Origin of the sequence: Streptomyces caeruleatus (assembly GCF_001514235.1) — a bacterium.
Taxonomy (GTDB): domain Bacteria; phylum Actinomycetota; class Actinomycetes; order Streptomycetales; family Streptomycetaceae; genus Streptomyces; species Streptomyces caeruleatus.
The window spans coordinates 2,199-16,113 of sequence record NZ_KQ948937.1 but is presented as its reverse complement, the minus strand read 5'-3'; the positions used below and the strand labels follow the sequence as shown (position 1 = coordinate 16,113).

14 protein-coding genes and 1 pseudogene are annotated in these 13,915 nt (G+C 70.1%); 8 read left to right on the top strand and 7 right to left on the bottom strand.

Annotated features, from left to right (window positions below; translation table 11 throughout):
• Nucleotides 1-121: 121 nt before the first annotated feature.
• Nucleotides 122-1,546, bottom strand: a complete 1,425-nt coding sequence (locus AQJ67_RS34440; RefSeq protein ID WP_062723280.1) for an MFS transporter — start codon at nucleotides 1,544-1,546, stop codon at nucleotides 122-124.
• A gap of 228 nt (nucleotides 1,547-1,774) precedes the next feature.
• On the opposite strand from AQJ67_RS34440, the gene AQJ67_RS34435 reads away from it, so the two are divergent.
• Nucleotides 1,775-2,134 (top strand): ArsR/SmtB family transcription factor, encoded by a 360-nt coding sequence (locus AQJ67_RS34435; protein ID WP_062723279.1) that lies wholly within the window; start codon nucleotides 1,775-1,777, stop codon nucleotides 2,132-2,134.
• Nucleotides 2,135-2,159: 25 nt separating this feature from the next.
• Here AQJ67_RS34435 and AQJ67_RS34430 read toward each other — a convergent pair whose 3' ends face one another.
• The 6 genes from AQJ67_RS34430 to AQJ67_RS34405 form a co-directional block, all read right to left on the bottom strand.
• Nucleotides 2,160-3,326 (bottom strand): NADH:flavin oxidoreductase, encoded by a 1,167-nt coding sequence (locus AQJ67_RS34430; protein ID WP_079056327.1) that lies wholly within the window; start codon nucleotides 3,324-3,326, stop codon nucleotides 2,160-2,162.
• 70 nt (nucleotides 3,327-3,396) lie between these two features.
• Nucleotides 3,397-4,056 (bottom strand): NADPH-dependent F420 reductase, encoded by a 660-nt coding sequence (locus AQJ67_RS34425; protein WP_062723278.1) that lies wholly within the window; start codon nucleotides 4,054-4,056, stop codon nucleotides 3,397-3,399.
• 90 nt (nucleotides 4,057-4,146) lie between these two features.
• The gene (locus AQJ67_RS34420; protein WP_062723277.1) at nucleotides 4,147-4,866 is read right to left on the bottom strand and encodes an AAA family ATPase; all 720 of its coding nucleotides are present in this window, start codon (nucleotides 4,864-4,866) and stop codon (nucleotides 4,147-4,149) included.
• A 345-nt stretch (nucleotides 4,867-5,211) separates the two neighbouring features.
• Nucleotides 5,212-5,796 (bottom strand): TetR/AcrR family transcriptional regulator, encoded by a 585-nt coding sequence (locus AQJ67_RS34415; RefSeq protein ID WP_062723276.1) that lies wholly within the window; start codon nucleotides 5,794-5,796, stop codon nucleotides 5,212-5,214.
• Between the two features lie 142 nt (nucleotides 5,797-5,938).
• Complete coding sequence (locus tag AQJ67_RS34410) at nucleotides 5,939-7,057, bottom strand: acyl-CoA dehydrogenase family protein (RefSeq protein ID WP_062723275.1); 1,119 nt, start codon at nucleotides 7,055-7,057, stop codon at nucleotides 5,939-5,941.
• Complete coding sequence (locus AQJ67_RS34405) at nucleotides 7,054-8,013, bottom strand: ScbA/BarX family gamma-butyrolactone biosynthesis protein (protein WP_062723274.1); 960 nt, start codon at nucleotides 8,011-8,013, stop codon at nucleotides 7,054-7,056. Before AQJ67_RS34405 ends, AQJ67_RS34410 begins: the two co-directional genes overlap by 4 nt.
• A 214-nt stretch (nucleotides 8,014-8,227) precedes the next feature.
• On the opposite strand from AQJ67_RS34405, the gene AQJ67_RS34400 reads away from it, so the two are divergent.
• From AQJ67_RS34400 to AQJ67_RS34370, 7 genes and pseudogenes are all read left to right on the top strand, one after another.
• A complete protein-coding gene (locus tag AQJ67_RS34400; RefSeq protein WP_079056324.1) occupies nucleotides 8,228-8,902 on the top strand; it encodes a ScbR family autoregulator-binding transcription factor in 675 nt (224 codons plus the stop codon).
• Between the two features lie 202 nt (nucleotides 8,903-9,104).
• Nucleotides 9,105-9,797 (top strand): HAD family hydrolase, encoded by a 693-nt coding sequence (locus AQJ67_RS34395; RefSeq protein WP_079056323.1) that lies wholly within the window; start codon nucleotides 9,105-9,107, stop codon nucleotides 9,795-9,797.
• 167 nt (nucleotides 9,798-9,964) lie between these two features.
• On the top strand, nucleotides 9,965-11,173 hold the full coding sequence (locus tag AQJ67_RS34390) for a ParB/RepB/Spo0J family partition protein (protein WP_244190668.1): 1,209 nt from the start codon (nucleotides 9,965-9,967) through the stop codon (nucleotides 11,171-11,173).
• A complete protein-coding gene (locus AQJ67_RS34385) occupies nucleotides 11,154-11,990 on the top strand; it encodes a thioesterase II family protein (protein WP_062723272.1) in 837 nt (278 codons plus the stop codon). Before AQJ67_RS34390 ends, AQJ67_RS34385 begins: the two co-directional genes overlap by 20 nt.
• 387 nt (nucleotides 11,991-12,377) lie before the next feature.
• The gene (locus tag AQJ67_RS34380; RefSeq protein WP_062723271.1) at nucleotides 12,378-12,566 is read left to right on the top strand and encodes an acyl-CoA carboxylase epsilon subunit; all 189 of its coding nucleotides are present in this window, start codon (nucleotides 12,378-12,380) and stop codon (nucleotides 12,564-12,566) included.
• A 32-nt stretch (nucleotides 12,567-12,598) separates the two neighbouring features.
• Nucleotides 12,599-13,735, top strand: a complete 1,137-nt coding sequence (gene pdhA, locus AQJ67_RS34375) for a pyruvate dehydrogenase (acetyl-transferring) E1 component subunit alpha (RefSeq protein WP_079056321.1) — start codon at nucleotides 12,599-12,601, stop codon at nucleotides 13,733-13,735.
• 1 nt (nucleotide 13,736) lies between these two features.
• Nucleotides 13,737-13,915 (top strand): annotated as a pseudogene (locus AQJ67_RS34370) (alpha-ketoacid dehydrogenase subunit beta); the annotation flags it as partial.

Sequence of the window (13,915 nt, the reverse complement as noted above, 5' to 3'; positions counted from 1 at the left end):
ACGACTGCGGTCTTTCCCGCAAGGTTCATCGGTCCTCCTCGCTGTGTGCCCCGGCCGCACGGTGCCGGGGGAAGCAACGTGCGGCCGGGGCGGTCCAGTGGTCTTGTCAGACGCGAGCGGACTACGCGCTCGCCAGTTCGGACTCCCGGCGCTCGGAACGGGTGACGAGCCGCCAGGCGCACACCGACCCGAGCAGATACATCACGCCCACGAGCAGGAAGCAGATGGACACGCTCGCACCCCAGTCGGGCGTGGCGTGCAGCACAACCCCGATGACGGCGATACCGACCAGTGAGCCGATCTGACGGTTGGCGTTGAGGACGGAACCCGCGATGTTGGCGTGTGCGGGGCCGGCGGCGTCCACCAGGGCGGCGGTCATGCCGGGGGAGACGATCCCGGAGCCGATGTTCGCGATGCCGATTCCGAGGGCGATCACCCAGTAGGGCGTTGACGGCGAGATCGCGGTCATGGCGAGCGATGCTATGCCGGCCACGAGGAGGAACACGGTCAGCAGCGGGCCGTTGGCGTACCGGCCGGAGATCCGCGAGTACACGACATTCGCCAGGGGCGACAGGATCGTGATCGGGATGAGTTCCAGGCCCGCCACGAACGGGCTCGCCCCCTGGGCGTGCTGGAAGAACAGCCCCAGCATGAAGATGCTGCCGAAGAGCGCGAAGTTGAAGAAGAAGCCCACAAGGTTGGCCCCGGAGAAGCCGGAGTGGGTAAACAGGCTCCAGGGCATCACGAGGTTCTCGCTGCGGCGCTCCCGCAGGACCAGCGCTCCGGCAGCGACCGCGGCGACGGCGTAGGCGAGGACGACCGGGCCTGCCGTCCAGCCGAGCTGGGGGCCCTCGATGAGCGCGAAGCTCACGGCCGCGAGGGAGACGATCCAGATGATGTGGCCGGGAACCGCCAGCTTCAGCGAACGGCTCGCGGGTGCCGCGATGAACCTCCGCGTCATCAGCATGCCGATCACACCGATCGGAAGGTTGAGCAGGAAGATGCTCTGCCAGCCGAAGGCGCTCACCATCAGGCCGCCGAGGGTCGGGCCGACGCCCGAAGAGGTGGCCACGATCGCCGACCACAGGCCGAGCATGCGGGTGCGCTGCCGCTTCTCGGGGAATGAGGAGACGAGCAGGGACAGTGAGCTGGGCATGAAGAGCGCCGCGCCGGCTCCCTGGAACAGGCGGGCCGCGATCAGGGCCTCGGGCGAGGGGGACAGAGCGCAGGCCAGCGAGGCGACGAGGAACAGGCCCATGCCCCACATGTAGACGGTCTTCGGGCCTCTGCGGTTGGCAAGGCCGCCGGCGAGCATTAGCAGCGAGGCGAAGGTCAGGATGTAGCCGTCCACGATCCAGGTCAGCTGCGTGAGGCCGGCCTGCAGCTTCTCCTGCAACGTCGCTCCGGCGACGTTGATGATCGTCACGTCCAGCGTGGCCATCACGAAGCCGGTGGCCAACGCGGCGATCTTCAGACCGCTCGACGCATTCGGTGAACCCGCCTGGGTGCCGTTGGCCGGCGCCGCGCTGGTCTCGGCGGTTGTCATGGCTAATCGCTCTCCTTGTGGGGGGACGGGCCGACGGAACGGGCCGCCGTCGCGAATTCCGATCGCAGACGCGTGGGGGCCACCCGCGTCAAACCCTTGCCAGTAGGGCGAGTTGAAGCATCTGCGTGTCTCAACTGAAGACCATATGACGATGGCTGTCAAACTTTGACAGCCATCGTCATATGACCACCGTCGTACGATGGATCCAGCTGAACAGGGAGGCACGAAGTGACCGCACGGACCACCGTGGAACGCATCACCGACCACCCCGACGCGCAGGACATCACGCTGCAGGGCGTCCTTGAGGCCATCGCCGACCCGGTGCGGCGCAGCATCGTCCGCCAGATCGCGAACGCCCCCGGCGACATGGCGTGCGGCACCTTCGACATCTCCGTGACGCGGTCCACCGGTACGCACCACTTCCGCGTACTGCGCCAGTCAGGCATCATCCGGCAGTACTACGCCGGTACTTCGAAGATGAACATGCTGCGCAGGGACGACCTCGACCGTGCCTTTCCGGGGCTGCTGGACGCGATCGTCGAGGCGTCCGACCGGGAGGCCGTACGGGCCGCCGGCGCCCGGCGCTGACCAGGAGCCGGGCGGGCCGACGGGCTCAGTCGAGAGCCGTGAGCATCCCGGCCTCGAAGTTCCGCAGTTCGTCCGTGCGCCCGCGGCGGACCAGCTCCGGCCAATCCGGGTTCGCCACCAGTGCCCGGCCCACCGCGACCAGGTCGAACTCGCCCCGGGCAAGCCGCTCGGCGACCAGCGAGACGTCATCGGTCTGGGCGCCCTTGCCCTCGACGTAGCCCAGATAGTCGCTGTCCTTCAGCCCGACCGACCCGACCGTGATGGTGGGCCGGCCGGTGACCTTCTTCACCCAGCCCGCCAGATTCAGCGGCGAACCGTCGAACTCAGGCCGCCAGAACCGCCGGGTCGAGCAGTGGAAGGCATCGACTCCGGCCTCCACCAGCGGCGCGAGCAGTGACTCCAGCTCCCGCGGATCGTCCGCGATGCGCGCCGAGTAGTGCGCCACCTTCCACTGGGAGATGCGCAGGATGACGGGGAAGCCGGGCCCGGTGGCGGCACGGCAGGCCCGTACGACCTCGGCGGTGAAGCGCACCCGGCCTGCGGTGTCACCGCCGTAGCGGTCGGTGCGGCGGTTGGTGACGTTCCAGAAGAACTGGTCGAGGAGATAGCCGTGCGCGGCGTGCAGTTCGATGCCGTCGAAGCCGAGACGCTCGGCATCGGCCGCAGCCCGGGCGAAGGCGTCGACCACCTCCGCGATGTCCGACTGGGACATCTCCCGGCCGGCGGGACCGTCCGGATCCACGCCTGACGGGCTCATCAGCCCACCGGGTGGATCGAACACCTCGACTCCCTTCGGGAGTGAGAAGCGTGCCGCCTCCAGCGACTTCCCCCACACGAGGGGATCCTGGCCCACATGCCACAGCTGCGGGACGATCCTGCCCCCGGCGGCATGCACGGCCCGAACCACCTCCGCCCAGCCGGCCAAGGCGTCGACTCCGTGGAAGCGGGGCACTGCCGGCCGGTTACCGGCGGCCGGATGGCCGACGAACGTGCCCTCGGTGATGATCAGTCCGACCCCGTGCCGGGCCCGGCGTGCGTAGTAGCGGGCAACGTCCGCCCCTGGCACCCCGCCCGGGGAGAGGTCCCGGGACATGGGAGCCATGACGATGCGGTTCTCCAGGGCGAGCGAACCCATCTTGAACGGGCTGAAGAGGGGTTCCGTGTCGGTGGTCGCGCCCGTGGCACTGCTCACGTGAGGATGTCCTTCCAACGGGGAGTGCGCGCGAGGTGCCGACGGGCGCCGGCACCCGTGTGCGGCTGTGTCAGCCGGTGAGTCCGGCGGCCACCCGCAGGTCCGCCGGAGTGAACATGTGGGGGAAGACCGCGCCGCCCGGGTCGAGCGCGGCCGAGTCGTCGAGTCCACCCAGGTCGACCGGGACGAAGCCGGCGTCGTGGACCAACTGGGCCACGACGTCCTTCGCCTCGGCCTCGTCGCCGGCCAGGGCCATGCCCCAGAAATGCCGCTGCCGGGTGCCCCGCGACCACAGCAGTTCGTCCATCACATGGGTGAACGCCCGGATCACGGTGGCGTCCGGCAGCAGCTTGGCGGTGTGCCGGCCCTGGGTGAGCCCACTGCCGAGGGTGGAGACCACGCGGCCGTCCTCCGTGAGGACGACGGGGTTGGTGGCATCGATGACGGTCTTCCCGGCCAGCCGGTCACCGACCGTCTCCAGCAGTTCCTCCAGGGCGGGATGGGGGACGGACAGCAGGACGACGTCCGATGTCTCGGCGGCGTCGGCGTACGCCGCAGCGCGCGCGCCGCCGCCCAGCGAGGCGATGAAGCCGGAGAGGCGATCCGGCGAGCGAGAACCGAAGGTCACGGTGTGACCGGCGGACACCCAGTGGCGGCCGATCGGCTGCCCGACATTGCCCGCGCCCAGGACGCCGAGCCTGCGGGGCGAGGACGGGGTGGAATCAGTCATGACGGCGAGGTCCCTTTGCTGAGGTCGAGGGGAGGAGAGACGGACGCCCGGTACCGAGGCGGGCGTGCCGGCCCGGGGGTACGGCCGGGCTCAGGCCGCCGTCACCTGAGCCGCCGCCGCGTTGCGCTCGGCTTCGGTCCGGACGTCGAGCAGGTCGTAGTCCGCACGGGCCGCCGCGATGGCTTCCTCGATCGACATGACCTTCGGGAAGCCGAACAGCGCGGTGATGGCCTCCAGCCGCTCCGGGATCGAGCCGCCCACGATGTGCACAGGGATCTTCAGCTCCTCCTGGAGCACGCTCAGCAGAAGCTGGTCGGAAAGCCCCCGGAACCGCTCGTTGACCGGCCGGTGCCCGTTCGGGTCCAGCGGGAACTCGATAGGCAGGTGGACGAAGGCGTCGTACGTGTCCTTGGCGTACTGCTTCAGCGCCACGCCCAGCTGCGCGACCACCTGCTCGTAGAAGCGGATCTCGTCCGTCTTCTCGACGGAGTCGAGGCCGATGGACTCGTTGGGGTTGATGCCGACCGTGACGCGGACGGTGGCGTAGGTCCACTCGTGCAGGGACGAGCCGTCGGAGATATAGCCGTTCGGCAGGTGACTCTCGTGGACCGCGCGCTCGACGTAGCGCCGCATCACCAGCTGGATGAGCTCGGCGGCGTTGCACTCCTCCAGGGTCTTACCCGGCACCGCGTGCGGAAGGATCTCACGCATGGTCTTGGCGTGGGTGCGTGGAATGCCCGTCAGGTGGGCCAGTGCCATCGTCGTGAGGGTCTTGCCGGAGGAATAGGTCCCGGAAATGGCAAGCTTCATTCTGGGTTCGCCTTTCAGTGCGAAATGGAGAAACCGGCGCGTGGGGCACAGCGATTCTCAACCGGAAGCCGCGAGCAGGAGATCGAGGCCCACAGCACCGGGCGTAGCGAAGGGGGAGAAAGTCCCGCACCGTCAGGCCGACCGGAAATCGGGCTCTTTTTCGGTGGCGCCGTCATACGCGTTGCAGATTAGCGAACGGCAAAGCGGCGCCGCCAGCACGACGGATTGCACAGCGGAGCGACCCGGTAATCGGGCGCAACGGGCACGGGGCACCCGCCGCGTGTGCGACTGAGTCCCGCCCCCGGTTGCACAGCCGCGGTATGCCGGAGTGCGGCGACCGGCCGGCTAGCCGAGGTTCAGAGCGGTCCGCAGCATCTCCCAGGCCCGGTCCGGGTCGACCGTGCCACCCTCGACGGTCTCCCAGGGCGGCAGGTGCGAAGTGCCGTAGACAAGCGCCAGGAGGAGGTAGGCGACGGTCTCCGCGGGGTACGACTGCGTCAGCCCCTTCTCTTCCTGGGCCCGGCGCACGCTGTGCACCAATTCGCCGCGGATGCCCTCGAACAGGCCCGGCGAGCCACTCGACGAGAGTTCGCAGTCCGCGGCGAGGCGCAGTGCCGCCCGGAAGCGGACATTGGTCTCCAATTGGGCACGCATCTCACGGATCAGGCCGGCGAGGATCGCATCGGCCGGGACTCCGCACTGCGGGCCGGTGCCGCTGATCTGCCCCCACTGCTGGACGCTCTCGGCGACCAGGGCGGTCGCGAGATGACGCTTGGAAGGGAAATGGCCGTACAGAGCACCCTTGGTCATGCCCGTTCGCGCGACCACGGCCTGCAGCTTTGTCGCCGCGTACCCGTGGACGGCGAACTCCTCCGCCGCGGCGTCCAGCAGTCGTGCCCGCGTCTGCCGCGCCCTGATCTGTGTCACCACCGAAGCAGCCCCTCCGACTTCTCTTTGCGAGGACTTTTCTCGGAGCCAAAACATACCTGTGCGTAGGTATAATATGGAGGGTAGGAGGGGCGACGCACCCATCGGCGCACCGCCCCCCGTGCACTTCCTCTCAGCGGTGCCGTCAGGCGCCGAGGACCGCCGTGGCGTACTCGGCGGCCGCGCCCTGCGCTCCCAGGGCGGCATGCGAGGCCGCAGTGCTCACATCCCGCCAGCAGCGCTGGAGGACGGAGTCGGCCGCGTGCGCCCGCGAGCCCCCGGCCCGGAACAGCCGGTCGGTCGCAGCGGCACACATCCGGGCGGCCTCCACCGCGTCCCGCCGGTTCCGGGCGACCAGCAGATCGGTCACCGTACCGTGGTCGGCCAGGTCCGCGGCCCGCTCCAGCAACAGCTGGGCGGCGTCGATCTCGGCGGAGGAGCGGGCCAGCACCCGTTCCACCTCCGCCGACCGGCCGGCGGCGGACCCGTCGGCCCGCCCGGCCGCCTGGTCCACGCTCCACTCGTCCAGCGCCGCCCGCGCGGCCCCAAGGACCGGCGCGGCGAACATCAACGCCCCGACCAGCAGATAGGGGACGGCATGACACCGGTCGGCGTCAGGCCGCGGACGCGCCAGGTCGTCCAAGGTCAGCGTCAGATGCGTCGGCACGTCGCTTCCCGCCACCTCGACCGCATGGCTGCCCGTCGCCCGCATACCCAACGAGCGCCAGGTGTCCAGGACCTCCACCTCGCTACGCGGGACGGCGAGGATACGGTGCTCCGGGCGGCCCGCGTCCTGCGTGCGGCAGGCCAGCAGCAGCCAGGCGGCATGGTCGACGCCGCTGGCGAAGGCCCAGCGGCCCCGGATGCGCCAGCCCGTCGCCGTCCGCTCCGCCTCACCTTGCGGGGGCATGATGGAGGCGGCGATGGGCACGTCCGGCGAGTCGCCCCACAGCGCCCGCTGCCCGGCCGCAGGGAGGTGGGCGGCGAGTCGGCCGTGCGCGGCATAGAGGGTGGCGCACCAGGCGGTGGACGCACACGTCCGCGCCAGCTCCGCCGAGGCGGACACCAGGGACGAGAACCGGCCGGCCGTGCCCCCGAACTCCCGGGGCACGAAGTGCCGTGCGAACCCGGCCGCCACCACTGCCGTGGCCGTCTCCGTGCTCAGCCGGTGCTCGGCCTGCATCTCGTCGAGATCGCGGCCGGCGGCCTTCGCCGCATGCCGGACGAGCTCCGTGGGCAGTTCGTCGGTGCCGGCGGCGGTCAAGAGGCCACCTCGCCGGCCGACGTAAACCGGGACGCGCCCCCGAAGCGGGCCGTGGCCAGGACGGCGGCCCCCTGGACGGCGGTCACCTCCACGACCGCCGGTTGCTGCTCCCGCAGCCGGGCGCTGATCCTGACCGGCGAGTCCAGCTCGCCGAAGGCTCCGTAGCTTGCCGCCACGGAGCTGAGGGAGGGCCGGAAGGGCAACTCGGCGGCGCGGGCCGCCTGGCGGAACGCCTCCAGCAGCAGCATGCCCGGTATGTGGTCCGACTCGTGGTCGAAGAGCACCGGGTGCCGCCGGTTCAGATGCAGCCACCAGTCGCGACCGGTAGCCTCGCGCCCCTCGGCGAGCAGTACGTGCTCGGGTTGGGCGTAGCCCACGTCCCGCGGATCCAGCGGACGCGGGTTCTTCAGCGGCCCCTGTGTGCCCCGGTCGGCCGAGACGCGCATGGTGCGGGTGCGGATCAGGTCGTACCGGCGCGGGTCCAGGACCTCCCAGCGCATTCCCGCCCGGCCGAGCGCCAGGCCGTCGACGTACATCACGGCGTCGAGCGCCATGCTGAAGCGGCGTGGAGCGGTCGCGGTGGGGGTGCAGGTGACGTCCAGGGTGACCGGGAGCGGGCCACCCCGCCATCCGGGCAGGCCCTGCGAGTCGGTGTCGAAGTACAGTGTGGAGAGGACGAACGCGTGGCCCGGCGGTATGCCGTAATAGGTGTGCGAGAGATGTATGAGGGTCTGCCGCACTGTCTCCATGAGCAGCAGCGGGTCGCCGGGAGCGCCGCCACCCTGGTGGTGCAGGAATCGGTCGCGCGGCCACAGCGCCGCCACCGCGAACCGGTGCTCGCTCAGTCGCGAGGTGTCGCTCAGGAGTACTTCGCCGGCCGCCGCCTTGTGCACCTTGGCCGGCGGCAGCGGGCGCGCGAAGGAGAGACCCGGGCCGGATACTGCCGCGGTGATCATGGGAGACACGGATGTGGGGATTGGAGTGTCGATGAGCATGCGGAAAGTCGCCTCCAGAATGAGACGCCACGCAGGGCAGGACTCGTCACCCTCCCCCGTGTGACGCACGTGGCACGGTCTGACAGATCGTGCACAGCCGACAGAAATATACCTGAGGGAAGGTATATTGCTGGCAAACAATTGAGCCCCGAAGGAGTGGCAGCCTGTGGGAGACATGCAGCCGATCACGACGAGGAAACCGGTGGAGCCGATGCCCCCGGGGGAGAAGTCCCAGGTCCTTCGCGGTCCCGACCCCCGCCAGGACCGGGCAGTGCGAACCCGCGCGCACATCCTGCGGTGTGCCGCGGAGATCTTCGCCGTGCGCGGCTACCCCTATACGTCCATCACGGACGTCGCCCAGCGGGTCGGCATGACCAAGGGAGCGGTGTACTTCCACTTCCCCAACAAGGAGTCCCTGGCCGTCGCGGTGGTGGAGGAACTGTACTCGCGCTGGCCCCGCACCCTGGAGGAGGTGCGCGGCAAGGGCCTCTCCCCGCTCGACACCGCGGTCGAGATGTTCAACGATGCCGCCGACGCCTTCCAGAACGACCCGATCATGCAGGCCGGCACGCGGCTGCAGAACGAGCGGGCTTTCATCGACGCCGAACTCCCCGAGCCCTACGTCGACTGGACGAGCCTCATCTCCACGCTGCTGCGCGAGGCCCGCGACCTGGGGCAACTGCACGACGGCGTGGACCCCGACCAGGCGGCCCGCGTAACGATCGCGGCCTTCTTCGGCATGCAGCACATCTCGGAGAACCTGCACCGGCGCGCAGACCTCAAGGAGCGCTGGCTGGAGGTCCGTGAACTGATCTTCCCGCTGCTGCGCGCGCACGAGGGCCGCCGCTGACCCCCTCCCGAGACCGCACGCAAACCCGGACCCCCATGGCGCCCGAGCCCGTCCGCCCGACACGGCGTCCGGTCCGTCCCGCCGAGCCCGCCCGTCCGTACGGCGACCGGCCCGCTCTCCTCGCCCGGGCACCGAGCCCACCTCCGCCCGGCGGCCCCAGGCCCCCGCCACGCCCACCCAGCGACCTCTGAGAGAGGCCCCTGTGACCTTGCCCACCCACCTGGTGTTCAGCGATGTCGACGAGACGCTGATCCGCTGCAAGAGCATGTTCGACTTCCTCGACTTCCACTACGGCCGGACGTACGGGCGGCACGGCACCGAGCGGGCCCGCGAGGTACGGGAGACCCTCACCGCCCTGTCCGCCGGCGGCACGCCCCGCGAACACGCCAACCGTGTCTACTACCGCGCCTGGAGCGGGGAGTCCGCCCACCTGGTCGCCGCGTCCGGGGCCGAGTGGTTCAAGCGGCGTTCGGCAGCCGACTCCTTCTACGTTCCCGCGACTCGCGACGCCTTGCTCAGGCACCGGGCCGACGGCGCCGCCGTCGTCCTGGTCTCCGGCTCCTTCCCCGCGATCCTCGATCCGATCGCGGCGGACATCGGCGCGGCCCATCTGGTGTGCAGCCTGCCCGAGGTGCGCGACGGCGTGCTGACCGGCGAGTTGGTCGGCGAGCCGGTCATCGGCGAGGAGAAACGGGCCGCCGTCCGCCGGTTGCTGAGCGCCCATCCGCACATCGATGCGGCGGACTGCCACGCGTACGGCGACCACGTCTCCGATCTGCCCATGCTCACCGAGGTGGGACACCCGGTCGTCGTCGGCGACCGTGAGCTGGCGGGCCGACTCCCCGGCGGCCTGTTTCTGACCAGCGACGACGGCACTCTGCCCGCCGGCGCCTGACCGCCGCCGGAAGGTCTCGTTCCCCACTGGTAACGCAATTTTCATCCCCCAAAACAAAAAATACCTTCCTCAAGGTATGTTCTGTGTGGATGATGAGAATGGCGAGGACCGGCCGCCCAACCCACAGGCGAACGCCGGGTTCACACCGAGAATGGGGGAGTCATTCCGTGAAACATGAGCCCGCACTCGATCGCACCGTCCGACCGCCGTCGCCGGACCCAGGATCCGCGAAGGAGCCGACGACGCGGGAGCACTGGGAGCCGGTTCTCTCGGCGGCGGAGCTGGTCCCGGTCAGGGCGCTGCTGCCGGGGGACTCCCCGCGCATCGCCGGGGAGTCCCCCGAGCACCTCACACTGCTCGCGGAGACCACCGAGCCGCTCCCTCCGATCACGGTCCACCGCCCCACCATGCGAGTGATCGACGGCATGCACCGGCTGCGGGTGGCCGCCGAGCAGGGCAAGGACCTCATACCGGCACAGTTCTTCGACGGTTCCGAGCAGGACGCCTTCGCCCTGTCCGTGCAGCGCAACACACGGCACGGTCTTCCGTTGTCCACGGCCGACCGCACCGTGGCCGCCAAGCGCATCCTCGTCTCCCACCCCGAGTGGTCCGACCGGATGGTCGCCTCCATCGCCGGTCTGTCCACGAAGACGGTCCGGGCACTGCGGCGCAGCGAGACCGGCCGAATCCCCGAGGCCGCCGCCCGTCTGGGCCGGGACGGCAGACTCCGCCCGGTCGACAGTTCGGCTGGACGCCTGCGCGCGAGCGAGCTGATCAGGGCCAACCCGGAGGCGTCACTGCGTGCCATCGCCGGCGCGGCCGGCATCTCGCCCGGGACCGTCCGCGACGTCCGGGAACGGATGGCGCGCGGTGAGAACCCGCTGCCCGCCGGGCGCCGACCCGAGGCCGCGCCGAAACAGGCAGCCGCCCACCCGGTGCGCGGCGACGGCAGGCCCCGGCACAGGCCGCAGGATCCGGCCTCCGCACTGGAACGGCTGATGAACGATCCAGCGCTCCGGCTCACCGAGAGCGGCCGCCAGCTGCTGCGCCTACTGGCCACCAACATCACGGCCGGGGAACACTCCGACCGGCTGCTGCGCGACCTACCGCCGCACTGCGCCGACCGTGTCTCCCAGCTCGCCCTGGAATGCGCGGAAGGCTGGAGGCGCATCGCCCAGCAGGTCGGCGGTCTCCAAGAGGGCCGGCTCGCGGACGCCGCGGAAGCGGAACGGCCGCGGTCCCGGGCGACCGGCTCCGTCGCCCACCCCGCCGTCGTGCGGGACGTCACCGGGGGCTCCGCACGCAACGCCACCTCTGCCGCCGTGAGGAAGACCGCCACCAGCCCCGGGAGGAACATTGTCGTGGCAGCCGTCTGACGCAGGCGACGTCCGCACCCCACACACGTTCCCGGCGGGGGCGTGCAACCGGGGATCGGTCGCAGTCGCACACCGGCACGCCCCCTCCCCCGGCGTCGGCACCGGGCCGCTCACGCTGTTCGGCTTCCATCCTGCGGGCGGCGGCACCGCCTTCTTCTCCGGCTGGCAGCACGCCCTCGGCCCGAGTGTCCGGGTCGTCCCCGTACGGCTTCCGGGGCGGGACACGGCCACCGGATCCCATCGGCACCGTCGGTTGTCCTCCCTCGTGGCAGCCGTGGAGGAACACCTCGCGCCGGCTCTCGACAAGCCGTACGTGCTCTACGGCCACAGCATGGGCGCGCTGATCGCCCACCACCTCACGCGGCTCCGCGCGGCAGCCGGCCGCCGGCTGCCCGAGCGGCTGCTGGTCGGCGCCTACCCGGCGCCGCATCTGCCCCATCCACTGCGCGGCGCCAGACAGCTGACCGACTCCCAACTGACCGATCTCCTCCTGGACTCCTCCGCGCTGCCCGCCTCGCTGCACCGTGACCGGCGTTGGTTCGCCGACCGCCTCGCACTCGTACGGGCGGACATCGCCCTGTGCGACAGCGCGGGCGCCGTCGGACGGGATGAGCCACTGGCCTGTCCCGTCGAGGTTTTCACCGGTACCGGCGACCCCCTGGTCGCGGTCCCGGACGCGGCGGCCTGGCGAACGCACACCGACCGGTACTGCACTCTCCACACCGTGCCCGGCGGGCATTTCTTCACACGCGAGTCGAAGGAACAATTCTTCGACGCGCTCAACACGGTGCTCTCACCTTTGTCCATTCCCACCTGAACGAACGCCCAGCAGCAGCGCCGGCGAAATACCGGCGCTTTCTGCGTTTTCCGCCCCTCTCCCGGGCACGACGGTTTTCGCGCGTTCCCGCAACAACTCACTGGTGTGCACTGGTCCGCATGACAAAACCTTGCGGCAGTCCGGACACCGGGGCAGAGTTGTCCCGTATCCACCGGACCGAAGCCCGCATACCGCATCGTCATCCCGACCGGATCCAGGATCCGATTCCCGGCAGTGCTGGTTTCTCTTCGGCGGGGTACCGAGACGAATTCGGCCAGCCCGCCTTTCGATACCGGACCCGCGAAAGGCCGAGCACTTCTCCCGCTTTCACCTCCGGCTGTATGCCGGTGCTGCCGCCTGTGTGCCATCCCCTTGGAGACGACGACTGTGATCACTGCCCCCAGCGGCCCGATCCGTGTGATCAAGGGCCGGGCCACCACGGAGGAACTGGCCGCCCTCACCGCGATCCTCCTCGCCTACGCCGGCCGACGTCCCGCCCCACCAGCGGGCCGGGACCGGCGTCCCCGATCCGTCCCGCCGCGCGTCTTCCACGGCGCCCACAGCTGGCAGCGCTGACCCGCGCAAACCCGAGAAAGGAGGACGCCCTTATGGGACGCGCCGGAGTGACGAGCCGCTCCCGGACGAACGGCGACAGCGGCACGCGCCGACCGGAGGCAGAGGAGTTCGTGCAACTACTGAGTCCACAGGGCGAGTTGAAGGTTCATCCCGAACACACCGTCGAGGTGGAGCCCGGGGAACTGCGCGGCCTGTACGAGGACATGACCCTGGCCAGGGCCGTGGACGCCGAGGGCGTCCTGCTGCAACGCCAGGGCGAACTGGGGCTGTGGCCCTCGCTCCTGGGGCAGGAGGCGGCGCAGATCGGTTCGGGCCGGGCCCTGGCCGGCGACGACCATGTCTTCCCCAGCTACCGCGACCACGGTGTCGCCCTGTGCCGGGGCATGGATCCGGCGGACCTCTTCGCCCTGTTCCGGGGCGTCAACCACGGCGGCTGGGACCCGGCCGAACACAACTTCCACCTCTACACCCTGGTCATCGGCTCGCAGACGCTGCACGCCACCGGCTACGCCATGGGCCTTGCGAAGGACGCCACGGAGTCCGCCGCCATCGTGTACTTCGGCGACGGCGCGACCAGCCAGGGAGACGTCAGCGAAGCGTTCAACTTCGCCGCGTTGTGCGACGCCCCCGTGGTGTTCTTCTGCCAGAACAACCAGTGGGCGATCTCCGAGCCGACCGAGAAGCAGACTCGCGTGCCGCTCTACCAGCGGGCACGGGGCTTCGGCTTCCCCGGTGTCCGGGTCGACGGCAACGACGTCCTCGCCTGCCTCGCGGTCACCAGGTGGGCGCTGGAACGCGCGCGCAAGGGCCAGGGCCCGACGCTGATCGAAGCGTTCACCTACCGGATGGGTGCCCACACCACCTCCGACGACCCAACCCGATACCGGGACGCGGCGGAAGTCGACGCATGGCGTGCCAAGGACCCGATCGCCCGGCTCAAGGCGCTGCTGACCAGCCGGGGCTGGGCCGACGAAACGTACTTCGCGGAGGTCGACGACCAGTGCCGACAGGCGGCACGGGCCGTGCGTGAACGGGTACGGGCGATGTCCGTACCCCACCCGAGCGTGATGTTCCGGCACACGTACGCGGAAGGCCATGCCCTGGTGGACGAGGAACTCGCCCAATTCACCGCCTACAAGGCAGCGTTCGCCGACTCGGAGGGATGCTGAGATGGCGGGCACGAACCCGATACCGATGGTCAAGGCGATCAACGAGTCGCTGCGGCGCGCGCTGGAGGAGGACTTCAAGGTCCTCGTCATGGGCGAGGACGTCGGCAAGCTCGGCGGCGTCTTCCGTGTGACGGACGGCCTCCAGAAGGACTTCGGCGAGAGCCGTGTCATCGACACCCC